Source organism: Actinomadura sp. K4S16 (genome assembly GCF_008327685.1).
Taxonomy (GTDB): Bacteria; Actinomycetota; Actinomycetes; order Streptosporangiales; family Streptosporangiaceae; genus Spirillospora.
Genome location: NZ_BDDE01000014.1, coordinates 89,101 through 112,808, shown reverse-complemented (window position 1 = coordinate 112,808; position 23,708 = coordinate 89,101). Strand labels below are relative to the sequence as shown.

The following is a 23,708-nucleotide window of genomic DNA, read 5'->3' as shown; positions in this document are numbered from 1 at the left end:
ATCTGCGACACCGGCCGAGGTCGCTCTCCCTCACGTCCGGGTGAAGCCTCCGGTCGTGCGGTGCCCCTGGGACCGGACGCTTGAGCCCGGCCGCTCTAGCGCGGCGGGGCGTGGTCGGGGCAGAGCGTCCTGATCCACTCCCGGAACCCGGGTCCGACTTGGTCGAGGTAGCCGGGTATCTGCCTGTCCGCGGCGTTCTTCATGCGACCGATCCTGCCCCGGGGGCGCGCCGATGCGTCGCCGGATTCAGCCCATCGGGAGCCGCCTCGGGTGCGAGCCCCCGTTCATCCGGCGGGAAGTCGTGTTCGCCGGGCCTTCGGGACGGCTTCTACTCGTGGTCTGGACTCGGGGCGGTGGCGGACGGGGGCGTTTCGGGCTTGGTGTAGAGGACGTCGCGGGCCTGCTCCATCGCGCGGGTCAGGCTCTCGCTGACGAAGTCGAGGAAGCGGGCGGCGTTCTCCAGGCGGTTGCCGGCCGGGGTGTCGCGGCCGAGGACGGCGACGCCCTGCCGTGCGGTCTCGCTGAAGCGGTCGTTGTCCCGGACGCTGCGGATCATCGACTGGTACCAGAGGTCGTTGTCGACGACGTAGCGCTCGCGGCGGCCTTCGCTCTCCCGGCGGACGAGGTCCAGGCCGGTGAGGAGCGTGACCGCCTTGGAGATGGACGCCGGGCTGACCTGGAGGCGCTCGGCGAGTTCGGAGGCGGTGAGGCTGTCGTCGGCGGTGTAGAGGCAGCCCAGCACCCGGGCCGCCATCGAGGGCAGGCCCGACGTCAGGATGACGGTCGTGAGGGCCTCCTGGAATTCCTGCACGGCCGCGTTGTCGCGTCCATAGGGCTGCGGCACCGCCCGCGTCCCCCGGGACGAGGCCTGGGGGCGCCGCCGGGTGCGGCGCTGGGTGGCGTGGTGGGCCAGGTCGGCCCGGTAGCCGGCGGGTCCGCCGTTGCGCATCACCTCGCGGGTGACCGTGGAGGTCGGGCGGTCGAGGCGGCGGGCGATCTCGGCGTAGGCGAGGCCGTCGGCCAGCCCCGCCGCGATCTGCTGGCGCTCCTGCTGGGTGAGCCTGCCTCCGGGCATCACGACCCCCTTCGATGCCCGCGCGGGGCGATGGCGCTGCCGGTGTTCCCTGACGCCTCGACCATAGCGTTCACACTCACGACATTGCAACGCGAGCCAGGCGGGCCGTTGCGTTAGATTCAAGCTCGTTGCAATGATTCTATGGCTCTGATCTGCATAGATGCTGTTCCAATGCAAAGCCCTTGTTGCCTAGTTCTGGAAAGCAACGTAGCTTTTCCATCGTTGGAAATGACGAGCCGCAAGGAGAGCACGATGCAGAAGTTCGACACCCCCGCCCCGATCTCCGCCGTCCTCGACGTCCCCGCCGGGCGCGTCCAGTTCATCGCCGCCGACCGGGCCGACACCGTGGTCGAGGTCCTGCCCGCGGACGCCGCCAAGGGCCGCGACGTGAAGGCGGCGGAGCAGACCAGGGTCGAGTACGGCGACGGCGTCCTGCGGATCGAGGTCCCGGCGAAGAACCAGTACCTCGGCTCCTCCGGATCCATCGAGGTGACGGTCCAGCTGCCCGCCGGTTCCCAGGTCGAGGGTAAGGCGGCCGCCGCCGAGTTCCGGGCCGTCGGACGGTTGGGCGACGTCGCCTTCGAGGGCGCCTACCGGTCGATCAAGCTGGACGAGGCCGCGAGCGTCCGCCTCACCGCCACCGACGGCGACGTGGAGGTCGGACGGCTGGGCGGGCCCGCGGAGATCAGCACCCAGCGGGGCGACATCCGGATCGCCGAGGCCGTGAGCGGCAAGGTCGTCCTCCGCACCCAGTCCGGCGACATCTCGGTCGCCGCCGCCGCAGGGGTCTCGGCCTCCCTGGACGCCGGCACCGGCCACGGCCGCATCACCAACGCCCTCAAGAACGACGGCACCGCCGAACTCGACCTCCACGCCACCACCATGCACGGCGACATCGCCGCCCGCAGCCTCTGACCTGCGGTTCTGACCCTCCGGCCCCCCGAGGAGCAAGCACCATGACCACCCTGGCCATCGCGGCGGAAGGGCTCCGCAAGTCCTACCGCGACAAGAAGGGCGAGAAGGTCGTCCTGGACGGCATCGACCTGGCCGTCCCCGAAGGAACGATCTTCTCCCTGCTCGGCCCGAACGGCGCGGGCAAGACCACCGCCGTCCAGATCCTCTCCACCCTGATCCGTGCCGACGCCGGGGAGGTCCGGGTCGCGGGGTTCGACCTGGTCCGCCAGGCCGACGACGTGCGCGGCGCGATCGGGGTCACCGGGCAGTACTCGGCGGTCGACAAGCTGCTGACCGGCGAGGAGAACCTGCTCCTCATGGCCGACCTCAGGCACCTGCCGAAGCGCGAGGGCAAGCGGAAGGCCGCGGAACTGCTGGAGAAGTTCGACCTGGTGGACGCGGCGCGCAAGCCGGCGTCCACCTACTCCGGCGGCATGCAGCGGCGGCTCGACCTGGCGATGACCCTGGTCGGGGACCCGCGCCTGATCTTCCTGGACGAGCCCACCACCGGCCTCGACCCGCGCAGCCGCCGCGCCATGTGGGGCATCGTCCGCGACCTCGTCCGGGACGGCGTCACCATCTTCCTCACCACCCAGTACCTGGAGGAGGCCGACGAACTCGCCGACCGCATCGCCCTCCTCGACCACGGGCAGCTGATCGCCGAGGGAACGGCCGATGAGCTCAAGCGGCGCATCCCCGGCGGCCACATCCTGCTGAGATTCGCCGACCCGGGCCGTCTCGACGCCGCCCTGCTCGCCCTCGGCGTCGGCACCCCCGACCCTGAGGCGCTCACCTTGCAGGTGCCGGGCGACGGCAGCGTCCGGGTGATCCGGGACGTGCTCGCCGTCCTGGACGAGCACTCGATCGAGGTCGACGAGATGTCGGTGCACACCCCCGACCTCGACGACGTCTTCCTCACCCTCACCGGCCGGCAGGCCGACCAGAACCCGGCCGACCAGAACAAGGAGGCCCTCCGATGAGCGCCCTCGCCCTCGCCGCGCGCGACTCGTCCACCATGGTCCGGCGCCAGCTCAAGCGACTGCTCCGCTACCCGGCCATGACCGTGCAGCTGGTCGTCACGCCCGTCATCATCCTGTTCCTGTTCGTGTACGTCTTCGGCGGCACGCTCGGCGACGGGCTCGGAGGCGGCCGCGACGAATACGTCAACTACGTCGTGCCCGGCATCCTGCTGATGGCGGCGGCCACGGCCGCGACCGGAACCGCCGTCATGGTCGCCACCGACATGACCGAGGGCATCATCGCCCGCTTCCGGACCATGCGGATCTCCCGCGCCTCCGTCCTCACCGGGCACGTCGTCGGCAGCGTCATCCAGCAGCTCATCGGCCTGGCCGTCGTCGTCGGCGTCGCCCTCGCCATCGGGTTCCGCCCCAACGCGACACCCCTCGAATGGCTGGCCGCCACCGGTCTGCTCACCCTGTTCATCGTGGCGATCACCTGGCTCGCGGTCGCCCTGGGCATGAAGTCCCCGACCCCGGAGGCCGCCAGCAACGCCCCGATGCCCCTGGTGTTCCTGCCCTTCCTCGGCAGCGGGTTCGTCCCGACCGACTCCATGCCGACCGTCCTGCGCTGGTTCGCCGAGTACCAGCCCTTCACGCCGATCATGGAGACCGTCCGCGGCCTCCTCCTCGGCACCCCGATCGGCGACAGCGCCGCCATCGCCACCGCCTGGTGCGCCGGGATCGGCGTCGTCTCCTACCTCTGGGCCAAGCACACCTTCAACAAGGCCTGACAGTGAACCGGCCGCACAAGTGAACCGGCCGAACAGTGAACCGGCCGAACAGGACCGTCGGACCATCGCGTCCGACGGTCCTGGCGCGTTTCCCGCCCCCTGTCGCGGTGACCACGAACGTTCACCGGATCTGGTCACGCGGCCTTCGGACGGGGGACGCTCTTTCCATGCGGCGGTCGGGCGGGGTCAGGGCTGCTTGGCGTAGTTGTAGACGGTGCTCCGGGAGATCCCCAGCAGGTCGGCGATGGCCTCGGTGGAGCCCCTGGTGGCGAAGTAGCCGTCGCGGTGCAGTTGCCGGACGAGATCCTTCTTGGCGGTACGGCCGAGTGAGCGCGGGGTGGCGGCACGTTCGGCGGCGAACTTCTCGATGAACTCGCGCAACTCCCGCGCCGTGCGGTTCTGCAGGGTCTCCAATGCCTCTTCCCGATGCTCGACCTCGGTCGCCACCAGGTTGGCCAGGACGAGCGTCAGGGGGGAGAGGTTCGACACGTCGAGGTTCAGGCAGAGCGCCGCGACGTAGCGGCCCTGGGCGTTCTTGATCCCGATGGACGTGCTCTTGACCGGACGGCCGTCCGGGAACTGGTTGGGGTAGTTCTGGATCACGCTCGGGTAGTCCGGGTCCGCGATCCGGCGGAGTCCCAGCTCGGTGGCGGAGTCTCCCACCTGGCGGCCCGACAGGTTGTTCTCGATGGCGCGGATCGCGTGCTCCGGCCGGCGCAGGTCGTGGAGGACCACCTCGCACAGGCCGGGGAACATGCGTCCGATCGCGATCGCGATCTTCTCGGCTTCGGCGAGAAGGTGCTCGTCGGGGTCGTCGGGGGTCACGGGTGGCTCTCTCCGTCCGGGGCGCGGTCGATGTCGAAGACAGCGGCCATTTTCTCCGCGGACTTGAGTCCGGAGCCGGTGAGGACGACGACGGTGGTCTCGCCGGGGCCGATGGCGCCGTCTGCCGAGAAGCGGTCGAGGGCCGCCGCGGCGACGCCGCTGGTCGGCTCGGCGTACAGCCCGCGCGAGGCGAGCTTGCGCACGGCCGTGCGGATCTGGTCCTCGGTGACCGCCACCGCCGCCCCGCCCGAGCGGTGGATCGCCTCGACGGCCTCCGGGAGCCGGACGGGCGCGGCGATGGAGGCTCCTTCCGCGATCGTCGGAACCCGCGGTCCTCGGCTCCGTGGATCGATCCCGTTCACCGTGTCCGCGATGGTGGCCCAATGCTCCGGCTGGCCGACCAGAAGCCTGGGGAGCCGGTCGATGCGGCCACCTTCGAGCAGTTCCCTGAACGCGATGTCGCAGCCGAGGACGTTGCTGCCCGCACCGGCCACGAGCACGACGTTGTCCGGTGCCCTGAACCCGAGCGACTCCCACATCTCGTAGGCGACCGTCTTAGTGCCCTGCAGAAAGAACGGGTGCCAGTTGTGGCTGGCATAGGGGATCTGCTCGGACTGCCAGATCGCCTCGTCGGACACCTGTTCGCGGGTGCCGGCGACGAGTTCGATCCGGGCGCCGTACGCGCGTGCCTGCAAGATCTTGGCGGCCGACGTCGCCGCGGGAACGATGATCTTCGCTTTCATCCCTGCGGCGGCCGCATAGGCGGCGACCGAGGAGCCGCCGTTGCCGGAGCTGTCCTCGAGGATGTGCGTCTCTCCCTGCCCGCGCAGGTGGGAGACCATCACCGCGACCCCGCGGTCCTTGAAGCTGGAGGTGGGGTTGAACCATTCGAGCTTGAAGTGGACGCGCATCCCGTCCCAGTCCAGCGGCGGCATGGGGGTGAAGCCTTCTCCGAGGCTCACCCGGTGCCGGGGGGAGACCGGGATCGCGGCCTGGTAGCGCCAAAGGGAGCGCTCGCTCGTGTCGATCCGGTCGGGTGCGGGCCCGGGCACCGGGCTGAGCATGAGGGGCGAGCCGTCCTCACCGCGCCATCGCCGGTCGCTGACCGGGTAGCGCCGCCCAGACCTGTCGTAGAGGAAGAGGCCGTCCATCGCAGTGCTGGTGGTGTCGTTCATGAGCTTGGGACCCCTTTGGCGGGTGGCTCCTTCTTCGAGGCAATCGGAATGCGAGCGGTCGAGCCACGTGGGCCAGGGCGCGCGCCCCGGTCACCTGCATCTTTGGACACAAGTTCTAAAAATACAAGAAATTTCTAATAGGTTCGCCGACTTGGGAGGCGCGCAAGAGCTCGTAGACCGGCGGGCGATGCGGGACGGTCCGGGTGCCCGCCCAGGGATGGGGTGACCGAACGCTCTAGATCGGCTCGCCGTGTTCCAGGTAGCGGGTGGTGGCGTCCCGGTGGGCGGCGTGGGCGTGGACGAGGCGGCGGGCGAGGCGCGGGATGGTCAGGTCGTGGATCCGGGCGATGTCGTGGAAGCGGTAGCCGGCCAGTTCGCTCGGGTCGAGGCGGATGGCGTCGAGCCGGCCCGCGGTGAGGGAGCCGCCGTCGAACACGAAGAGGATCTTTTCGCCTTCGGCCTCGCCGGGCGCCCAGTCGGCGACCAGCAGCCGGCCGATCTCCGGGTGGATCCCGAGTTCCTCGGCGACCTCGCGTTCCGCCGCCTGGCGGGGCGTTTCGCCGTGCTCGACGTAGCCGCCGGGGATGTCGCGGTAGTCCTTGTAGGACGGGTCGACCAGGAGGACGCGGTCATGGTCGTCGAAGAACAGGACACCCGCAGCCGCCCTGGCACGGGCGAAGCTCGCTGACGGGTCCTCGGTCACGGGAGTCGAGCCTAGGAGGTCGAGGTGGCGTCCGCGCCGGACGGCCCGGGGAAACGCCACCTGGCGAGGTAGTGCAAATTAGAACGAGGCAGTGCAAATTAGAACATCGCGTCGCGTCAGGATGACGGCGTCGGCGCACCGGCGGACTTCATGCAGGCCATGAGCGCCTTCTGCGTCCGGCCGTCCTGAGGGTCGGGCCGCCAACCGGTCGTGTCCTTCGGCACCTTCACGCCCTGCTTGCGCATGCAGGCGACGAACGCGTTCACGGCCTTCGGCGGCGCGGACGTCGGAGCCCCCGCCGGGGCCTTCGCCGAGCCGCCCTTGGCCGAGTCGCCCGCGCCGGAGGAGTCGTCGGGGGCCGAGGCCGTGGCATCGGCCTGCGCCGGAGCCGTCGGCTTCGGTTTGCCGCCGTCGCCTCCGCACGCGGTGAGGGCCAGCGCCGGGACGAGCAGCAGAGCCGCCAGATGAAGTCGGTTCACAGGGGTCCCTCCAGCGGAATGGGGCCTCGACGATATCGGGCCGCGCGAAGGCCGGGCCACGTTGGGAGGGAGCCGCGCGGGCGGTCGGCGGCGAGCGCGGGGCGGGCCGCCGTCCGCCGTGCCGCGCTTTGTCACCCCGGTGACAAATACCGCCGTGAATCGTTGCGATGCGTGCATGGTGCGCGACGCTTCGGAGGGGCACACTCGGCCCCTTCGTTCCCCCCGACGAAGGTGGTGTGCGCCGTGTCCCCTGATGGCGCTGTGTCCCGTAATGGCGCTGTGTCCCGTGAGAGCGGGATGTCCGGTGACGGCTACGACTTCGACGTGATCGTGGTGGGCTCGGGGTTCGGCGGCAGCGTGTCGGCCCTGCGGCTGGCCGAGAAGGGCTACCGGGTCGCGGTGATCGAGGCCGGGCGCCGCTTCGACGAGGACACGCTGCCCAAGACCTCCTGGCGGCTGCGCAAGTACGTGTGGGCGCCGCGCCTCGGGATGCGCGGGATCCAGCGCGTCCACCTGGTGGGCGGCAAGGCCGGCGTGCTCGTCCTGGCCGGGGCGGGCATCGGCGGCGGGTCCCTCGTCTACGCCAACACCCTCTACGTCCCGCCCGAGCCGTTCTTCAAGGACCGCCAGTGGGGCCACATCACCGACTGGCAGGACGAGCTCGCGCCGTTCTACGACCAGGCCCGCCGCATGCTCGGCGTGACCGTGAACCCGCTCGTCACGCCCGCGGACGAGGCGATGAAGCGCGTCGCGGACCGGATGGGCGTCGGCGACACCTACCATCCGACGCCGGTCGGCGTGTTCTTCGGCGAGCGGCCGGGAGAGGACGCCGACGACCCCTACTTCGGCGGCGCCGGGCCCCGCCGGACCACCTGCACCGGCTGCGGCTCCTGCATGATCGGCTGCAAGGTCGGCGCGAAGAACATGCTGACCAAGAACTATCTCTACCTCGCGGAGAAGGCGGGCGTGCGGGTGATACCCGACACGACCGTCACCGCCCTGGCGCCCCTGGAGGCCGGCGGCTACGAGGTGACCACCGAACGCACCGGGCCGGTCCGCAAGCGCCGCCGGACGCTGACCGCCGAGCACGTCGTCCTCGCCGCCGGGACGTACGGGACGCAGCGCCTCCTGCACCGGATGCGCGCCGCCGGCCGCCTCCCGCACCTGTCGCCCCGCCTCGGCGAGCTCACCCGCACCAACTCCGAGGCGCTCCTCGGCGTCGAGCGCATGACCGTCTGGCACCGCAAGAAGGACGTCGACCACAGCACCGGCCTCGCCATCACCTCGTCGTTCCATCCGGACGACAGGACTCACATCGAGCCCACCCGCTACGGCGCGGGCAACAACGCCATGGGCGTCATCCGGACCCTGCTGGTCGACGGCGGCGGCGCGCCCCGCTGGCTGAAGTTCCTCAGCCAGGCCGCCCGGCACCCGACCGTCATCCTGCGCGGGCTGTCCCTCAAGGACTGGGCCAAGCGGACCGTCATCGCCCTGGTCATGCAGACCGCCGACAACTCCATCACCATCGGCGAGAAGCGCGGCCGCCTCGGGCGCCGCAGGCTCGTCGCGCGCCAGGGCGACGGCGAGCCCAACCCCACCTGGATACCCGTCGCCCACAAGGCCGTCCGGATGCTCGCGGAGGAACTCGACGCCACCCCCGGCGGGACGTGGTTCGACCTGTTCAACATCCCGACGACCGCGCACTTCATCGGCGGCTGCGTCATCGGTGAGACGCCCGAGACCGGCGTCGTCGACCCCTACCACCGCGTCCACGGCCACCCGGGCCTGCACATCGTGGACGGTTCGGCGGTCACCGCGAACCTCGGCGTCAACCCGTCCCTCACCATCACCGCCCAGGCCGAACGCGCCATGGCGTTCTGGCCGAACCGGGGGCAGAAGGACCCCCGCCCCGAGCCGGGCCGCCCCTACGAGCGCGTCGACCGCGTCCTGCCCGAGAGCCCTGCCGTCCCGCCCACCGCCCCCGCCGCGCTCAGGTGACCGGTGCTGATGCGGTGCGCTTGCACATGGTCAGATGATCGATATATAACGATGGCATGCCCAAATCGATGCAGGAGCCGACGTTCCTGATCCTGACCGCGCTCGCGGACGGCCCGCAGCACGGCTACGGGATCATGTCCGACGTCGAGCAGATCTCCGACGGGCGGACCCGGCTGCGCGCCGGCACGCTCTACGCGGCACTGGACCGGCTGCAGGCCGAGGAGCTCATCGCGCCCGACCGGGAGGAGGTCGTGGACGGCCGGCTGCGCCGCTACTACCGGCTCACCGAGGACGGCGCCGCCGCGCTCGCCGCGGAGGTCGAGGCCCTCCAGCAGCGGACGCGGATCGCCGCCCGCCGGCTGGCCGCCTTCCCGAGCCTCCGCGGCGGCACGACCCCGGCCTTCGGGGGGCTCCGGTGAGCGCACTCGAACTCCGCTACCGCCGCCTCCTCGCCTGGTACCCGGCCGGACACCGCGCCGAGCACGGGGAGGAGATGCTGGACGTGCTGCTGTCCGCGGCCAAGCCGGACCAGACACGGCCGTCCCTCGCCGACGCCGCCGACCTGGTCCGGGGCGCGGTCCGGATCCGGCTCCGCCGCGCCGCAGGCGACGCCAACGGGTCGCCGTGGCCGGGAGCGCTCGCCGTCGCCGGTCTCGTCTCGATGATCATGCTGCTGGCCGACGGGGTGCGGTTCGCCGTCAACATCCCGCAGACGGCGATGCAGGTCGGCCTGCAGATGTACGATGGCGCCACCCTGTGGGGCCTGCTCCCCGTCCTCTTCGGCACCGCGCCGTTCTGGCTGGCCTGGGCAGGTATCGCGGTCATGGCCTGGCGCGGAGCCCGCCGCCACGCCGCCACCACCGCCTGTACGGTGACCGCGGCCCAGGTCGTCCTGGCCGTCTGGGCCGCGAACTTCCCGGAAGCCCCATACGCCTTCGTGGCGTCCTCCGTGGCGGGCGTCCCGCTGCCGCTCGCGCTGCTGGCCACCGCGTCGCTCGTCGCGTCCCCCGGTCCTCGGCACGGTGCCCGCCTGCTCGGGCGCGCCCGCGTCGCCGGGATCGCGGTCATGGCGGGCGTCCTGGTCGCGGTCTCGTCGCAGCCGCTGTTCACCCTCCTCCTCCAAGGAGACTTCGACGTCCTGCACTTGAACTACGACCGGCTCTACGACTTCTCGGGGGTCTGGAGCGACCTCCAACTCGGTGCCGCTCTGGTCATCGCCGTACTCGTCTGCGCCATCCTGTCGAGGTCCGGCCAGGGCCGCCGGGCCTGCGCGCTCCTGGCGATGGCGGGCCTGCCGCTCCTCGACCGCGTGAGCCAGCTCCGTGTGGAGGGAGAGTTCAGCGATGTCCAGGAGCTCTCCTTCCTCCTGGCGGAGTGCGCGGCCGGTTTCGCCCTGACGATGCTCTGCGTCCGCCTCGTGGAACTCCCGCTCAAGAACAGGACCCCCGGCCGCGCCGGCAAAGCCTGACCCTTCGGGCCCCGCGACCTCCCCAGGCCGCGGGGCCCATTCCCCCCCGGGACCGGATCAGAAGCCCTTGGACCGGGCGATGATGTCGCCGACCTTCGCGTCCGGGGCGCTGCTGCAGTCGTAGCGGATCGAGAGTGGCGCCAGCGGGCTGCCCGCGCCGCTGACACCCTTCTCCCGCGCGATCTTGATGATCGCGTGCTGCTGGGTCTCGGCGTCCGCGTCGAGGAACTCCGCACAGGTCGAGTCGGCGGTGATGGCGTCCGCCGTGGCCGCCTTGATGACGAACACGAACACGAACAGCGCCGCGACGGCTCCCGCGACCAGCAGCACCACCCCGCCCGTGTTGACGGTCGTCTTCTTCTCGCTGTTGTCGTTGATGTCGCGGCCCGCCGCGGTGATCGATCCGGTGACGCTCCCGATGTCGCCCGTGCTGACGCCGCTCGACCGGGACGGGGCCGGAGCGGAGCCGTGCGCGCGCCGGACGGCGTCCAGCAGGGCCGCGGCGAAGGCGGCGTCGGTCTCGGCCGCCTGCCGCAGCACGTCCTGGACGAGCGCGTTGTTGCGCGGGTTCATGGTGTAGGCCGCGAAGGCGGAGTGCCGCCCGTCCCGGACGAGTCGCTGCCGGACCAGGTCGTACAGGTCGGCGAGCGCGGCGTCGCCCCGCGCGCGGGCGGCGCCGTCGGCGATGCCGGGCAGTTCATCGGCGAGGACCTCGACCGCCGTCGTCGCCAGTTCGTTCGCGTGCACGGAAAGCACCTCCTGAGCCGTGACGGATGGTCAGTCGCGGGTGGTCTCTTCCGCGTCGCTCTTCGTCCACCACTCGTAGGCCTGGATCCCCACGTAGACGAGCGCGACGACCGGGACGAAGAAGATGACGATCGGGAACTCGAAGGTGCCGGACGTCTGGTTGGCGACGTAGAACCCGTAGACCACGAATCCGATGCCGACTCCGCTGATGGACAGCCGCTCGCGGAAGGAGGTGTCGGGCATCACGACCCCCGCGACCGCCATGATGAGGCCGGAGATGACGGAGAAGACCTCCCACACGGACCAGTTCATTGGAAATCCCCTCGGTGACGGGACCGCGGCGGCGGTCATCGGCCATCTGTTCGGGCCAATTTCGGGGAAGCGAGTGCCGCGGGTCAACGCGCCGGAATGGGGAACGCGACCGCGCGGATCGGAACCGGAGGAAATAGACGATCTTCTTTTCCTCGTCGTCCCAGCTCAGCCGGGACGGCGAGTGGACCTGCCGGGGGGCGCCGATCGCCCAATGAGCGGAAAAGCAGGCCGAAAGGTACCTGCGAGTAAGGCGCATGTGCGCCATCAGTCCGGCAGGAACCGGGTCAGCCCCGCCGGGTCGAGGACGGTGATGGAGCCGTGCCGCGTCGAGACGACGCCGCTCGCCCTGAGCGTCGACAGCGCCCGCACCACCGAGGCGCGGGAGACGCCGAGCAGGTCGGCGATCTCATGCTGGAACCGGAGCGGCGCGGCCGGCCGCTCGTCCGTTCCGGGCCCGCTCAGCAGCCGCGCGACCCGTGGAAGCACGTGCTGCTCGGCGGCGCTGCGCTCCTCGTCGGAGCTGCGCAGCCGCTCGGCCATCACCCGCAGCAGGGCCCGCTGCACGGCGTCGCTCCGCCGCGTCGCCATGTCGAACGCCTGGTACGACAGCTCCAGGACCCGCCCGCCGCGCACGGTGACGACGTTCGCCGAATGCGGTGTGTTCAGCACCAGTGCCATCTCCCCGACGATGTCGCCGGGGCCCCGGCAGGCGAGCCACTTCTCGCCGTTCCCCGCCCTGCGAGTGATCCGGACGTGCGCCTCGAAAAGGACCATCACCTTTTCCGACCGTCGCCCCTCGACATACATCGGCGCCCCATCCGGGAAAACACGGACTCGGCCCGCCCGCCACAACTCCCGCCGCTCCTCGGCGCGAATCATCGACCAGAATGCGTCCAAGGAAATCCCTCCCCGTTCGTAGGAGGATTTTCCCGAAGGAACACATCTTCGCCCCTTCTTTTCCGGCCGCATTCGGCCGTCGGGCGGCCGTTCCCGGCCGGGGGGTTGCGATCGGTCGCCGCCGGGTCACGGTGCGACGACGGCGCCGGTTCTCCGCATCGCACCGAAGCCGCCCGGGTCCGCCGGGAAGCGGTTCTTGGAAAGCGGCGGACGGCCGTCCGCGAGCCGGTTGCGCCGCAGATCTCCATGGCGGCCGCTTCCGCGGGCTCGTCCAGCGGCTTGCCCAGCGAGCGGTCTCTCTAGCGGGCGGCGGCAGCGGGCTGGAACAGCTCGATGAGGTTGCCGGCGGGGTCGGTGAGCAGGATCTGGCTTCCGCCCGGGCCGCTGACGACGTCGCCGAGGAACTCGACGCCTTCCGAGCGCAGGCGGGCGGTCTCGGCGTCCAGGTCGTCGACGACCAGGTGGATGCGGTTGCGGCCCGCGCCGGCGGCGTCGGCCGGGGTGGCGCGGGCGCCGGAGCTGGCGGGGCCGGAGAGCAGCAGCCGCAGCGGTCCGCGCACCACGTCGGCGAAGGCCGGGGCGGCGCTGAAGTTGAGGGTGAACCCGAGGTGGGCGGTGTAGAAGTCGACGGCCGCCTGGACGTCGTCGACGAGGTAGCGGACGCTGGCGTACTGGGCGGGCTCCGTCATGGTTGAGCCTCCGATGCTAGGAAGAGGACGGGCAGCAGGTAGCGGACGCGCGTGTCGATTTCGGCGGCCGCTCGGACGAACGCCGCCTCCTCGGCCTGACGCTCCGCGCCGGCCGGGTCGTTCGGACCGGCCGGGGCGGCCGTGGCGGGGTCGGGGGTGCTCCAGTGGATGCGGCGCGTGCGATCGCCGAACTCGGGGCAGGCTTCCCGGGCCTTGTCGCACAGGGTGACCACGTAGTCGAACCGGTGGCCGCGCAGGGTGTCCAGATGGCGGGGCAGCCGGCCGGCGATGTCGATGCCGTACCGCTCGCGCATTACCTCCACCGCGCGGGGATGCAGGGCGGGCTTGGGACGGGTGCCCGCGCTGATCGTGGTCACCCGTCCGGCGGTGTGGTGGCGCAGTAGCGCTTCGGCGATCGGTGAGCGGGTGCTGTTGCCCGTGCAGACGAACAGCACACCGTGGCGGGGCCGGTCGTCCGGGTCCGCGGGCCGTGCCCCGATCTGGCCCTGCTCCGGATCCGGGGCCGGATGTAAGGCGGGATCCAATGCCGGACGCAGGCCCGGATGCAGGCCGGGGAGCAGGGCGGGATCCAGGCCCGGATGCAGGACGGGGAGCACGGCGGGGTTCAGGGCCGGATGGAGGGCGGCGCCGGTTCTGGCGAGGGACTGCGCGCACCTGTCCAGATCGAGGCGGTAGTAGCTGTCGCGTCCGTCGAAGGTGCTGCGGACGGCGGTGACCAGGCCGCCCTCGCGCAGCAGCCGCAGGTGGTAGGACACCAGGTTCTGCGGCGCGTCGACCCGCGCCATGAGTTCACGGACCCGCAGGTCGCCGCCGGCGAGTGCGGTCAGCAGCCCCCAGCGCAGCGGGTGCGCGGCCAGGCGCAGGAACTCCGGCACGGCCTGCCCCGGGGCCGGCGGACCGTGATCCGGCTCGCCCCGCCCGCGGGCGGCTTGACTCGGTGACACCACACTCGGGACGATACATCAAACTAGTTTGATGCAATAGTGGCGGGAGGCCCGGCGATGGCGTCTGAACCACGTCCCGGAGGAGCCCAGGGGCCGTCCGGGGCGGCGCCGTCGCCCGGCGGCGGTGGCCTGGCGCGCCGCCTCGGCACCGGGGACGCGGTGCTGATCGGGCTCGGCTCCATGATCGGGGCGGGCGTGTTCGCCGCGTTCGGCCCGGCCGCGCGCGCCGCCGGGACGGGGCTGCTCGTCGGCCTGGTGATCGCCGCGGTCATCGCGTACTGCAACGCGGTCGCCTCCGCGCAACTGGCGGCGGCCTACCCGGCCTCCGGCGGCACCTACATCTACGGCCGCGAGCGGCTGGGCCACTGGTGGGGGTTCGCCGCCGGGTGGGGGTTCGTGGTCGGCAAGACGGCCTCGTGCGCGGCCATGGCGCTGACCTTCGCGTCCTACGCGGTCCCCGGGCCCTGGTGGGCGCAGCGCGCGGTCGCCGTCGCGGCCGTGGTCTGCCTGGCCGCGCTCAACTACCGCGGGGTGACCAGGACCGCCCTGCTCACCCGCGTGCTCGTCGCCACGAGCCTGACCGCACTGGTGGTCGTGGTCGCGGGGATCGCGGCGGGCGGGCACGCCGGCACCGGGCGGCTGGGCGGCTGGTCGTCCCTCGGCAGCGGCGGCGCCTACGGCATCCTGCAGGCCGCCGGGCTGCTGTTCTTCGCCTTCGCCGGCTACGCCCGCATCGCCACCATGGGGGAGGAGGTCCGCGACCCGCGCCGCACCATTCCCCGCGCGATCCCCCTCGCCCTGTTCATCGCCGTGGCGGTCTACCTGGTCGTCGGGGTCGCGGCGCTGCTGGCCGCCGGTCCTGACCGGCTCGCCGCCTCGACCGCCCCGCTGGCCACCGCCGTCGACGCCGCCGGCGCCGGCGGCCTGGCACCCGTTGTGCGGATCGGTGCGGCACTGGCGGCCCTCGGCGCGCTGCTGGCGCTGATCGCCGGTATCGGACGCACCGCCCTGGCCATGGCCCGCCACCGCGACCTGCCGGAGCGGCTCGCCGCCGTCCACCCCCGCTACCAGGTCCCGCACCACGCCGAGATCGCCGTGGCGGTCGTGGTGAGCGCGCTGGTCGCCACCGCCGACCTGCGCGGAGTGATCGGCTTCTCCTCGTTCGGCGTCCTGGTCTACTACGCCATCGCCAACGCGTCCGCGTTCACCCAGCCCGCGGCCGACCGCCGCCGGCCGCGCCCGCTCAACCTGCTCGGCGCCGCCGGATGCCTCGTCCTGGTGGCCGCGCTGCCCTGGCCGTCGGTGGCGGCCGGAGTGATCATGTTCGCCGTCGGCCTGGCGGGACGGTGGCTCATCCTGCGCCGCCGGGCCCCGGCCCAGCGACCTGCCGAGTAAGGGGCTACTCCTCGGCGGACGCCTCGTCCGGCTCGTTCTGCGGCTCTGCCACGGCCCGCCGGGTCGCCTGGTGGACGCGCACGGCCAGGATCGCGCGGGCGAACCGTCCGGCCAGCTCCCCGTCCATCAGCTCCGGGACCTGGTCGACGCCGACGAGGCCGCCGGGCTGGACGGTGACCGCCCCGACGTCGCCGACCTGCACGCCGCGGCCGTCGTCGAGGTCCTCCATGGACGGGAGGTCCAGCGCCGCGCGCAGCGTGTCCTGCAACGCCCGCACGGTCGCGGCGTCGCGGTCGATGCGGATCTCGGCGGCGTCCGCGCGCTCCTCGGCCCGGTCGGCGCGCACCCGCTCGGCTTCGATCCGGGCGTCGGCCGTGTCGGCGAGCTTCTCGGCGCGCTCGACCCGCGCGGCCAACTCGTCGGCCCGCGCGGTCGCGGCGTCGCGCTCCACGGTGAGCCCCGCGACCTCGCCCTGCACGACGCTCAGCTCCGCGCGCAGCCGCCGCTCGGCCTCGGCCGCGGCCTCCAGCTTGGCGCGCAGCTCCACCAGCTCGGCGCGCGAGTCGACCAGCTCGCTCCTGGCCGTGGCCAGCGCCGCCTGGTCGGTGCTCAGCCGCGTGGCCAGGTCGTCGCGCTCGCGCTCGGCATCGATGCGCGCCTGGTGCTCGGTGCTCCACGCCGCCTCGGCGCGCTTGCGCAGCCCCTCGGCGCTCGCGGCCTCGTTGGCGGAGGTGGCACGGGCCTGCTGGTGGGCGCCGGCCTCCTTCCACGCGTTGGCCTCGCTCTCCTGCGCCGCCGTGACGCTGGCCTTGGCGGCGGCGAGCCCCTTGCGGAGTTCCTCCTGCGCCTCGACGGCCTCCTGGCGGGCCGCCTCGGCGCGGGCCTCGGCCTCGCTCGCGAGGATGTCCGCCTGGGCGGCCTCCCGCCGCGCCTCCCGCGCCTCGGCGAACGCCTTCTCCGCGCTGCCGAGCACCTCGCCGACCTCGCCGTCCAGCCGGACGCCGAGCGCGCCCGCGGCCTCGACGAGCTGCGCGACCAGCCCGGACAGCCGCTCCACGTCCTGCCGGAACGCCCGGACCGGCGCGGGATCGGTGCTCGTGGCGCGCTCCACGGGCTCGTCCGCGGCCGCCGGCGCGCCGCCCGGCAACCGGATCGGCGCCGTCAGCACGACGTCGTCCTGGACCTCTTGATCTTCGCGCACCCGAGCATCCTAGTGAACCGCCCTCTTCCGCACCTCCCCCCGCGAATAGCTACGTATCGGTAGGAAAAGCCCAGCCCCGGCGGAGGGGGCTCGCGTCCCTCCCGGGCGCTTGCTTCACTGGGGACGTGGACGACCCGATCACCGTGACGTTCGCCGGGTCCGGCGACGCGTTCGGCAGCGGCGGACGGTGCCAGGCCTGCGTGCACGTCCGTGCCCCGGGCCTGCCGCCCGTCCTGCTGGACTGCGGCGCCACGTCGCTGACCGCGCTCAAACGGCAGGGGCTCGACCCCGGCGAGGTGGCCGCCGTCTTCGTCACCCACCTGCACGGCGACCACTTCGGAGGGCTGCCGTTCCTCGTCCTCGACGGCCAGTTCTCCGGGCGCACCGGCGCGCTGACCGTGGCCGGACCGCCGGGGACCGGACGCCGCCTGGCCGCGGCGATGGAGGTGATGTTCCCGGGCTCGTCGACCGCGCGCCGCCGCTTCGCCGTCGAGGTCGTCGAACTGGCGCCGGGGGAGACCGCGACCGTCGCCGGCTTCGGCGTCACCGCGTGGGAGGTCGACCACCCGAGCGGCGCCCCGCCGCTGGCCCTGCGGCTGGACGCCGCCGGACGCGCCATCGCCTGCACGGGCGACACCGCGTGGACGGACGCGCTCATCGAGGCTTCGGCGGGCGCCGACCTGCTCATCGCGGAGGCCTACTACCGCGACAAGGCCGTCCCGTACCACCTGCGCCTGGCCGACCTCGCGGCCCACCGCGACCGGCTGACCGCCAGGCGCGTGATCCTGACCCATATGTCGGACGACATGCTGGGCCGCGACGTCCCCTTCGAAACGGCGCACGACGGCCTGGTCATCGAGCTCGGCCGCGCTTGAACGGGCTTTCCGCCCGCAGCCGTCGTCGCCGACCTGGGACCCGCGCCTGACGGGCGTCCAGGGGCGCAAAGATCTTCAAGCCCTGGGCCCGCCGGTGCCAGCAGGCTGGTCGCAGGCGGGGTGCTGAGGAAGCACTCGGCCGTCGTGTTCCAGCCATGTTCGACAACAGGGGGTCCCCATGTCCGTCCTCAACAAGCTCGGTGCGGTCATCCTCGACTGCGCCGACCCCACCGCGCTGGCCGAGTTCTACCGGAAGGCCACCGGGTGGGAGGTGACCTACGGCGACGACGACGTCGTCTACCTCGGCAACGGGTCCGCGCCGCAACTCGCGCTCCAGCGGATCGAGGGCTACCAGCCTCCCGTGTGGCCCGGCCCCGCCAAGCAGACGCACCTGGACTTCTCCGTCTCGGACGTCGAGACCGCGGTGAAGGAGCTCCTCGCCCTCGGCGCGACCCGCCCGGACACCCAGCCCGGCGGAGGCGATTGGACCGTCCTCACCGACCCGGCAGGCCACCCGTTCTGCATCGCCGCCGGCGGCTGACCACCCGACGCCCGACCGCCGAGCCCGTCCGCTGCAACCAACCCGCCCGGCCGGGCCCCACATCGAGTTAGGCGGACGCCTGCTTGCAGGTCTCCTACCTAGGTCGGTGGGGGCGCCGACCGGGGTCGGGGGTGTTGCCGTCGCGCGGCCGATGCGGGGGTGGGGACGCGGCGGGACGCTGGTCGCGTCGTCCTCACGAAGGAGCCGCCGTGGTCACCGGAATCCTGTCCGCCCGCGCGGGAAGGGGCGCCGCCCGCGCGGTCGCCTCTCGTTCAGCGTCATGAACGCCCCTGTCGGGTACGTTCTCGCGGTCGGTGTCGCGGCGATCCCCACATGGTCCGCGGTGGCGCCGCTGCGCGGTCCCTGGGTCCTCGGCAGGCTGAGCTTCCGGCTCAGCCTGGCGATCAACGAGCTCCCGTTCGTCGGCCTCGCCTGGCTCCTTGCGTCGACCCTGCTCGCGGCCGCCCAGGGTGATCTCGCGTCCCCCGCCGCGTGGACGGTGTGCGGGGCAGCCGTCCTCACCTCGGCCGGGCTCGCGATCGTCGCCCGGCGCGGGCTGCTGGCGGGCAAGGCCGTGGAGAACGCGCTGGTCGAGGCGTTGGGCGAGGTCCCCGGCCCGCCGTGCGGTCTCCCTCTCGCCCGTATCGTGTTCCGGCCGTTCTTCGTCCGGCGGCGCGACGTCGAACGGGTGGCGGACATCGCCTACGGCCCCGCGGGCGAGCGGAACCGCCTGGACGTCTACCGGCACCGCTCGCGTCCCCACGGCGGCCCGGTGCTCGTCTACTTCCACGGCGGAGGGTTCGTCGGCGGACGCAAGGACAAGGAGGCGCGCCCCCTGCTCTACCGCCTGGCAGGCCAGGGCTGGGTGTGCGTGAGCGCGAACTACCGGCTCCGTCCGGACGCGGACTTCCCCGACCACCTGGTCGACGCCAAGAAGGTCATCGCCTGGATGAGGGAGCACGGCGACGAGTACGGCGCCGATCCGTCGACGCTGTTCGTGGCGGGCAGCTCCGCCGGCGGCCACCTGGCGTCCATGGCCGCCCTGACGCCGTGCGACCCCGCGTTCCAGCCCGGCTTCGAGACCGCCGACACCTCGGTCTCCGGGGCGATCTCCCTGTACGGGTACCACGGCGGCCTCGACGGCGAAGTGGACTCGCCTTCGTCGCCCGTGTCGTACCTCCGCCCGGACGCGCCGCCGTTCTTCGTCGCCCACGGCACCGCCGACAGCCTGGTCCCCGTCGAGGACACTCGGCTCTTCGTCGACCGGCTGCGCAGCGTCTCGGTGAACCCGGTCGTGTACGCCGAGCTTCCCGGCGCTCAGCACTCGTTCGACCTGTTCCACTCCCTCCGGTTCGAAGCGGTCATCAACGGAATCGAAGCCTTCACCACCTGGGCCCGCTCGGATCCTCCCGACCGGGCGGCCGCGGCTACCTGATCGTCAGGCCCTTCACGGCGGCGTCGGCGGCCTGCTCCCACGGCACCTGCATTTCGAGGTTCGCGGCGTTGGCGGGCGGCTTGTAGGCGTCCCAGAGGACGAGACTCTGGCCAGGGCCGAGGACGTGTATCGCGTCATCGCCGAGCAGATTGCTGCACACGCAGGGGAAGGGCTCGACGGTCAGGGGCTCGTAACGGGCTTGGGTGGCGGGGTCGAAGAGCATCACTCCGCCGGTGGAAGCGAGCCGCAGCGGCCGGGGGTCCGCTCCGTGGCGAAGGGCCGACTTCTCCAGCTTCATCCCGAAGTTCGGGTTGCCGTGGCCGGTGTTCCGGAGCGTCCACACCAGGATGGTCAGCCCGGACGCGTCCCGGTGCAGGCTGTCGACCTCGACCTTGAGCCCCTGGGCCTCGGCCGCCTGGAAGTTCGCCGAGCCCAGCACGGCGGAGGAACCCCGCCGGTAAGGGCTGCCGCCCGCGGCGGAAGGCGCCGGCGCCGAGGGGCGGGCGAACGTCGCCGTGACCCGGCGGTTCTTGCGCCGCCCATCCTCGGTGTCATTGGACGCCACGGGATCCTGCGATCCGTGCCCGGCGGACTGGTAGGTCACTCCCTGCCGGGTGACGAGGCCCTTCAGCCGGTCGGCGACGGCCTTGGCGCGCCGCTCCGAGAGCGGCTGGTTGATCGCGTCGTTCCCGGTCGAGTCCGCATAGCCGTCGACCTTGACCGTGCTGCCCTTCGACGCGTCGATCTGCTGGGCCACCTGCCGCAGGAGTTGGTCGGCCCGCGGCGTCAGATCGGCCTTGTCGACGGCGAACAGGACGTCGGCGGAGAGCCGTACCGACCGGGCGTTCGGATCGTCGGCGACCGACTGCTCGGTGCCTTCGGTCAGAGTGCGCAGCCCGAAGACCCTGGGCTTGCCCAACTTGACCTTGGCCGGGTCGACCTGGCCCTGGAGCGGCGCCACCGGGTCGTCGGTGATGGGGACGTCCTGGAACGGGACGGCGAGCGGGAACACGATCGTCACCCGGTCCACGCCGGCGGGCGGGGCCGGGAACGTCGCATAGACGTCGATGGACCCGCCCACCTTCACGGAGTTGCGAAACAGCCAGGTGCAGAGGCACTTGTGCTCCTGCTCGGGCGCCTGCGCGGGGTAGTAGACCTTGTCGTTCCGGGCGTCCACCAGCGCGATCCCGCTGGCGGCCAGGGGATCCCCCAGGCCCGGGTCCAGCGCGTGCCCGGTCTCACCGAGGCTGGTCGTCAGATCGATCGGGTTCCGGCCGTCGTTGACGATCTTGAATCGGGCGGTGACGGTGCGGGCCGCCGTCCGGCTCAGCGCCAGCAGATCGACGTGCCCGGGTCCGTCCTTGTGCGCCAGCGGCACCGAGGCCCCCGCCCCGCTGGACGTTTCCCTGCTCGTCGGCGATGCCGGTTTCCGGGATTCCGGCTTGTCGTCTCCAGCACATCCCGAGAGCACGAGAGCCAGGGCGGCCGGAACCGCGACATAACGAACGGCGCGCCCTTTCGCGGACATGCGATGACCCATGCTTCCTCTCCAGAACGCAGAAATCGCTCTGAGCCGATCCGGTCGTGAAGTCCTCCGGGATCGGGAACTCCTGGCCGCCTACGTGGTGATCGCGTGAGGGAAACGCCTCTCACTCGGTCGGGTGAAGCGCGGGCGGCGATGACCTGTGCAGTCAGCGAAACTAACAGCGTCAATGACCGGCCGACAGGGCCCCTGGACCTAAGGCGGGCTCTACCGGCACTTCTGCCGGCGAGTGAATGCCGTTGCCCTCCCGTTCCGTTTGATCAGACCGTGACATGCGCATGGTCGGTGTCCATGACCGGACTTACGGGGAGTTCGTCCTGTCCAGCCCGTCCGAGCCGGGCGACGAACGTGCGAGCGAGGCGGACCGCGTTAGGAGCACGGCCTTCGGCGCGATGGCGGAGTTGCGTCCCGGCCTGCGCTGTTGCGGGACGGTCAGTCGTCGGAGCCGGTGCTCGTGCTGTTCTGGCTTCGGTGGCGCTGGCGGGCGGACCAGGTGTTGGCGTCCTGGCTGTAGCGGACCAGAGACCGGGCGAACTGGACGCGCTCGGCCGGTTCCCAGTGCGCGGTGATGGCTTCGAAGGTCTCGCGCTGTTCGGAGGCGAAGCGTCGGCGTTCGGCTTCTCCGGCGTCCGTGAGTTCCAGGACGGTGCGCCGGCTGTCGGCCTGGGACGCGGTCCTCCGCAGGACCCCGTCGGCGATGCAGCCGGCGACGGTGCGGCTGGCGACGGGCTGGGTGACCCCCATCTCGGCGGCGAGTCCGCCGACCGTCATCTCCCCGGCCGCGTTCGCGACCACGTTCAGGACGAGGTTGCGCGTGAGGTCGGCCCGCCCGCCGGAGGTGCGCCGCCGCAGCTGCGACAGTGCCGGCCCGACCTGATCGAGAAGGTCGCCGTCGTCAGTTCCTGGAGCCGGAGGGGAGTGGGTCATGCGCCCATCCTAGCGAGTTGCAGTCAGCATGCATATGCATGATGCTATGCATTTGCATAGCAAGTGCTATGCATTGAGGCGATCGTACTCTGGAGTGAGGTAAGCCGTGACCGTGACCGCAGCCCCGACCGCTATCACCGGTGCCCAGGTCTTCGATGGCGAGAAGGCGCTGGGCGTGACCACCGTGCTCGTCGAGGACGGGCGCATCACCCGCCTCGGAGGCGACCCTCCCGAGGGGGCCGAGATCGTCGACGGCGGCGGGGCGACGCTCCTGCCGGGCCTGATCGACGCCCACGTCCACACCAACCGGGAGGCGCTGGCCCTGGCGCTGCGGTTCGGCGTGACGACCGAGCTGGAGATGCAGGGCCTCCACACGCGCGACAACCGAGCGCAAATCAGCGAGGACGACACCGTCGCCGATGTGCGTTCCTCCGGGTTCGGCATCACGCCGCCGGGCGGCCACCCCAGCGAGCTGTTCCCGGAGGGCTTCCGCCCCGGGCCGCCCCCAGGGGCGAAACCGACCGGACGGCCTCCGCTCATGCCCTTCTCCACGACCCCCGAGGAAGCCGTCGCGTTCATCCCGCAGCTGATCGAACGCGGCTCGGACTACATCAAGTTCATGGTCGACGACGGCAGCGTGGAAGGGCACCCCGGCCTGCCGATGCTCGACCAGGCCACCTTGGACGCCGGCGTGGCCGAGGCCAAGAGGCGCGGCATGCTCACGATCGCCCACACCCTGACCGTGGACGCCACCCGCATGGCCGTCGAGGCGGGTATCGACGGTCTGGCCCACCTGTTCATGGACCAGCCTCACACCGAGGAAGTCATCGACCTGGTCAAGGACGCGGGGGTCTTCGTCGTCCCCTGCGTCGTCCTGAACGCCTCCATGATGGGGATCACCGGCGGCGACCTCGCCGACGACCCCCGTGTCGCCTCGCGCCTGGACGCCGACTGGGACAAGACGCTGCGCTCCAGCTACGGCCACTACCCCCAGGGCAAGATCGAAGACGTCCTCGCCGCCGTCAGGGCCCTCAGCGACGCGGGCGTGGACCTGCTGGCCGGTACCGACGCCGCCGTTCCGCTGCCCTTCCTGGGCGGGCTCGCACACGGCGCGAGCCTCCACCACGAGTTGCAGCACCTGGTCCGTGCCGGGCTCAGCCCTGTCCAGGCTCTGCGCGCGGCAACCTCTGTCCCCGCCCGCCGCTTCGGCCTCGATGACCGCGGACGCATCGCCGAGGGCCTACGCGCCGACCTCCTCCTCGTCGACGGCGATCCCACCACCACGATCTCCGACACCCTCAACACCCGAGCCGTCTGGCGCCGAGGCACCCGTCTTGCGGCCTGACTTCCTCGCCGCCTGACTTCCTCACCGCCTCCTTTTTTCCGCGCGGCGGGGGCTAGGCAGGCTGGGGGGACATGCGGTCGGCGGTGACGATGGCGTCCAGCAGACCGGGGAAGACCTCGTTCATCTCGTCGCGCCGGAGGGCGTTCATGCGCGAGGTGCCGACGTAGTACTGCCGGATGAGCCCCGCCTCGCGCAGGATCCGGAAGTGGTGCGTGGCCGTGGAGTTGCTCACGGTCAGGTCGAACGCGCCGCAGCGGATGTCGGTGGACGCCTCGCAGAGCTTCGTGACGATGCTCCGCCTGACCGGATCGACCAGGGCTTCGAGAACCTGCTGCAACGGGATCGTCCGGACGTCGGGGTGCGTCGGGATGCGGTCGGCCTCCATGGAGTCCATAGTACGACGAACATT

The 23,708-nt window shown here is 71.8% G+C and carries 25 protein-coding genes; 11 read left to right on the top strand and 14 right to left on the bottom strand.

The features are described from left to right. Positions 1-328: 328 nt before the first annotated feature. Complete coding sequence (locus tag K4S16_RS18850) at positions 329-1,075, bottom strand: GbsR/MarR family transcriptional regulator (protein WP_149260293.1); 747 nt, start codon at positions 1,073-1,075, stop codon at positions 329-331. Between the two features lie 252 nt (positions 1,076-1,327). On the opposite strand from K4S16_RS18850, the gene K4S16_RS18845 reads away from it, so the two are divergent. The 3 genes from K4S16_RS18845 to K4S16_RS18835 are packed head-to-tail and all read left to right on the top strand — an operon-like array spanning position 1,328 to position 3,779. Then, on the top strand, positions 1,328-1,990 hold the full coding sequence (locus K4S16_RS18845; protein ID WP_149260292.1) for a DUF4097 family beta strand repeat-containing protein: 663 nt from the start codon (positions 1,328-1,330) through the stop codon (positions 1,988-1,990). 41 nt (positions 1,991-2,031) lie between these two features. Then, positions 2,032-3,009 carry an ATP-binding cassette domain-containing protein gene (locus K4S16_RS18840; protein ID WP_149260291.1) on the top strand — a complete coding sequence of 326 codons (978 nt, stop codon included), beginning with the start codon at positions 2,032-2,034 and terminating at the stop codon, positions 3,007-3,009. Next, complete coding sequence (locus tag K4S16_RS18835; RefSeq protein WP_149260290.1) at positions 3,006-3,779, top strand: ABC transporter permease; 774 nt, start codon at positions 3,006-3,008, stop codon at positions 3,777-3,779. The genes K4S16_RS18840 and K4S16_RS18835 overlap by 4 nt, the downstream gene beginning before the upstream one ends. A gap of 186 nt (positions 3,780-3,965) precedes the next feature. Here the strand turns inward: K4S16_RS18835 and K4S16_RS18830 are convergent, their stop codons facing one another. From K4S16_RS18830 to K4S16_RS18815, 4 genes are all read right to left on the bottom strand, one after another. Beyond that, a complete protein-coding gene (locus K4S16_RS18830) occupies positions 3,966-4,604 on the bottom strand; it encodes a transcriptional regulator (protein ID WP_149260289.1) in 639 nt (212 codons plus the stop codon). Next, the gene (locus K4S16_RS18825; RefSeq protein WP_149260288.1) at positions 4,601-5,779 is read right to left on the bottom strand and encodes a threonine synthase; all 1,179 of its coding nucleotides are present in this window, start codon (positions 5,777-5,779) and stop codon (positions 4,601-4,603) included. The genes K4S16_RS18830 and K4S16_RS18825 overlap by 4 nt, the downstream gene beginning before the upstream one ends. Before the next feature lie 235 nt (positions 5,780-6,014). Then, positions 6,015-6,482, bottom strand: a complete 468-nt coding sequence (locus K4S16_RS18820; protein WP_149260287.1) for an NUDIX hydrolase — start codon at positions 6,480-6,482, stop codon at positions 6,015-6,017. Between the two features lie 116 nt (positions 6,483-6,598). After that, positions 6,599-6,961: a hypothetical protein gene (locus K4S16_RS18815; protein WP_149260286.1), complete on the bottom strand. Its 363-nt coding sequence runs from the start codon at positions 6,959-6,961 to the stop codon at positions 6,599-6,601. 297 nt (positions 6,962-7,258) lie between these two features. Between K4S16_RS18815 and K4S16_RS18810 the strand changes: the two genes are divergently transcribed. Genes K4S16_RS18810 through K4S16_RS18800 form a run of 3 tightly spaced genes read left to right on the top strand, consistent with a single transcriptional unit; the run spans position 7,259 to position 10,427 of the window. Next, positions 7,259-8,959: a GMC oxidoreductase gene (locus K4S16_RS18810; RefSeq protein WP_149260727.1), complete on the top strand. Its 1,701-nt coding sequence runs from the start codon at positions 7,259-7,261 to the stop codon at positions 8,957-8,959. Positions 8,960-9,015: 56 nt separating this feature from the next. Beyond that, positions 9,016-9,378 carry a PadR family transcriptional regulator gene (locus tag K4S16_RS18805; protein ID WP_235036912.1) on the top strand — a complete coding sequence of 121 codons (363 nt, stop codon included), beginning with the start codon at positions 9,016-9,018 and terminating at the stop codon, positions 9,376-9,378. Then, a complete protein-coding gene (locus K4S16_RS18800; protein WP_149260285.1) occupies positions 9,375-10,427 on the top strand; it encodes a hypothetical protein in 1,053 nt (350 codons plus the stop codon). The genes K4S16_RS18805 and K4S16_RS18800 overlap by 4 nt, the downstream gene beginning before the upstream one ends. Positions 10,428-10,484: 57 nt before the next feature. Here the strand turns inward: K4S16_RS18800 and K4S16_RS44405 are convergent, their stop codons facing one another. The 5 genes from K4S16_RS44405 to K4S16_RS18775 all read right to left on the bottom strand — a co-directional run bounded on the left by K4S16_RS44405 (position 10,485) and on the right by K4S16_RS18775 (position 13,968). After that, on the bottom strand, positions 10,485-11,174 hold the full coding sequence (locus tag K4S16_RS44405) for a hypothetical protein (RefSeq protein WP_160160954.1): 690 nt from the start codon (positions 11,172-11,174) through the stop codon (positions 10,485-10,487). Positions 11,175-11,204: 30 nt separating this feature from the next. Further along, positions 11,205-11,486 carry a hypothetical protein gene (locus tag K4S16_RS18790; RefSeq protein ID WP_149260284.1) on the bottom strand — a complete coding sequence of 94 codons (282 nt, stop codon included), beginning with the start codon at positions 11,484-11,486 and terminating at the stop codon, positions 11,205-11,207. Between the two features lie 264 nt (positions 11,487-11,750). Beyond that, positions 11,751-12,365, bottom strand: coding sequence for a Crp/Fnr family transcriptional regulator (locus K4S16_RS18785; protein ID WP_268843261.1), 615 nt, complete (start codon positions 12,363-12,365; stop codon positions 11,751-11,753). A gap of 317 nt (positions 12,366-12,682) precedes the next feature. Continuing rightward, complete coding sequence (locus tag K4S16_RS18780) at positions 12,683-13,072, bottom strand: VOC family protein (RefSeq protein WP_149260282.1); 390 nt, start codon at positions 13,070-13,072, stop codon at positions 12,683-12,685. Continuing rightward, positions 13,069-13,968: an ArsR family transcriptional regulator gene (locus tag K4S16_RS18775; protein ID WP_149260281.1), complete on the bottom strand. Its 900-nt coding sequence runs from the start codon at positions 13,966-13,968 to the stop codon at positions 13,069-13,071. Before K4S16_RS18775 ends, K4S16_RS18780 begins: the two co-directional genes overlap by 4 nt. A gap of 126 nt (positions 13,969-14,094) precedes the next feature. On the opposite strand from K4S16_RS18775, the gene K4S16_RS18770 reads away from it, so the two are divergent. After that, positions 14,095-15,432: an APC family permease gene (locus tag K4S16_RS18770; protein WP_149260280.1), complete on the top strand. Its 1,338-nt coding sequence runs from the start codon at positions 14,095-14,097 to the stop codon at positions 15,430-15,432. Positions 15,433-15,436: 4 nt separating this feature from the next. Here K4S16_RS18770 and K4S16_RS18765 read toward each other — a convergent pair whose 3' ends face one another. Continuing rightward, positions 15,437-16,633 (bottom strand): hypothetical protein, encoded by a 1,197-nt coding sequence (locus K4S16_RS18765; protein ID WP_149260279.1) that lies wholly within the window; start codon positions 16,631-16,633, stop codon positions 15,437-15,439. A 125-nt stretch (positions 16,634-16,758) separates the two neighbouring features. Between K4S16_RS18765 and K4S16_RS18760 the strand changes: the two genes are divergently transcribed. The 3 genes from K4S16_RS18760 to K4S16_RS18750 all read left to right on the top strand — a co-directional run bounded on the left by K4S16_RS18760 (position 16,759) and on the right by K4S16_RS18750 (position 19,484). Then, positions 16,759-17,508, top strand: a complete 750-nt coding sequence (locus tag K4S16_RS18760; RefSeq protein WP_200841967.1) for an MBL fold metallo-hydrolase — start codon at positions 16,759-16,761, stop codon at positions 17,506-17,508. A 178-nt stretch (positions 17,509-17,686) separates the two neighbouring features. Beyond that, entirely contained in the window at positions 17,687-18,049 is a 363-nt protein-coding gene (locus K4S16_RS18755) for a VOC family protein (protein WP_149260278.1), read from the top strand. 280 nt (positions 18,050-18,329) lie between these two features. Further along, positions 18,330-19,484 carry an alpha/beta hydrolase gene (locus K4S16_RS18750; RefSeq protein ID WP_149260277.1) on the top strand — a complete coding sequence of 385 codons (1,155 nt, stop codon included), beginning with the start codon at positions 18,330-18,332 and terminating at the stop codon, positions 19,482-19,484. Here the strand turns inward: K4S16_RS18750 and K4S16_RS18745 are convergent. Together K4S16_RS18745 and K4S16_RS18740 are read right to left on the bottom strand one after the other, a co-directional pair. Beyond that, a complete protein-coding gene (locus tag K4S16_RS18745; RefSeq protein WP_305790871.1) occupies positions 19,477-20,862 on the bottom strand; it encodes an OmpA family protein in 1,386 nt (461 codons plus the stop codon). The genes K4S16_RS18750 and K4S16_RS18745 overlap by 8 nt on opposite strands. A gap of 597 nt (positions 20,863-21,459) precedes the next feature. After that, positions 21,460-21,954, bottom strand: a complete 495-nt coding sequence (locus K4S16_RS18740) for a MarR family winged helix-turn-helix transcriptional regulator (protein WP_149260275.1) — start codon at positions 21,952-21,954, stop codon at positions 21,460-21,462. Positions 21,955-22,060: 106 nt separating this feature from the next. On the opposite strand from K4S16_RS18740, the gene K4S16_RS18735 reads away from it, so the two are divergent. Continuing rightward, a complete protein-coding gene (locus K4S16_RS18735) occupies positions 22,061-23,299 on the top strand; it encodes an amidohydrolase family protein (RefSeq protein WP_235036910.1) in 1,239 nt (412 codons plus the stop codon). Positions 23,300-23,351: 52 nt separating this feature from the next. Here the strand turns inward: K4S16_RS18735 and K4S16_RS18730 are convergent, their stop codons facing one another. Beyond that, the gene (locus K4S16_RS18730) at positions 23,352-23,684 is read right to left on the bottom strand and encodes a helix-turn-helix transcriptional regulator (protein WP_200841966.1); all 333 of its coding nucleotides are present in this window, start codon (positions 23,682-23,684) and stop codon (positions 23,352-23,354) included. Between the last annotated feature and the right edge of the window lie 24 nt (positions 23,685-23,708).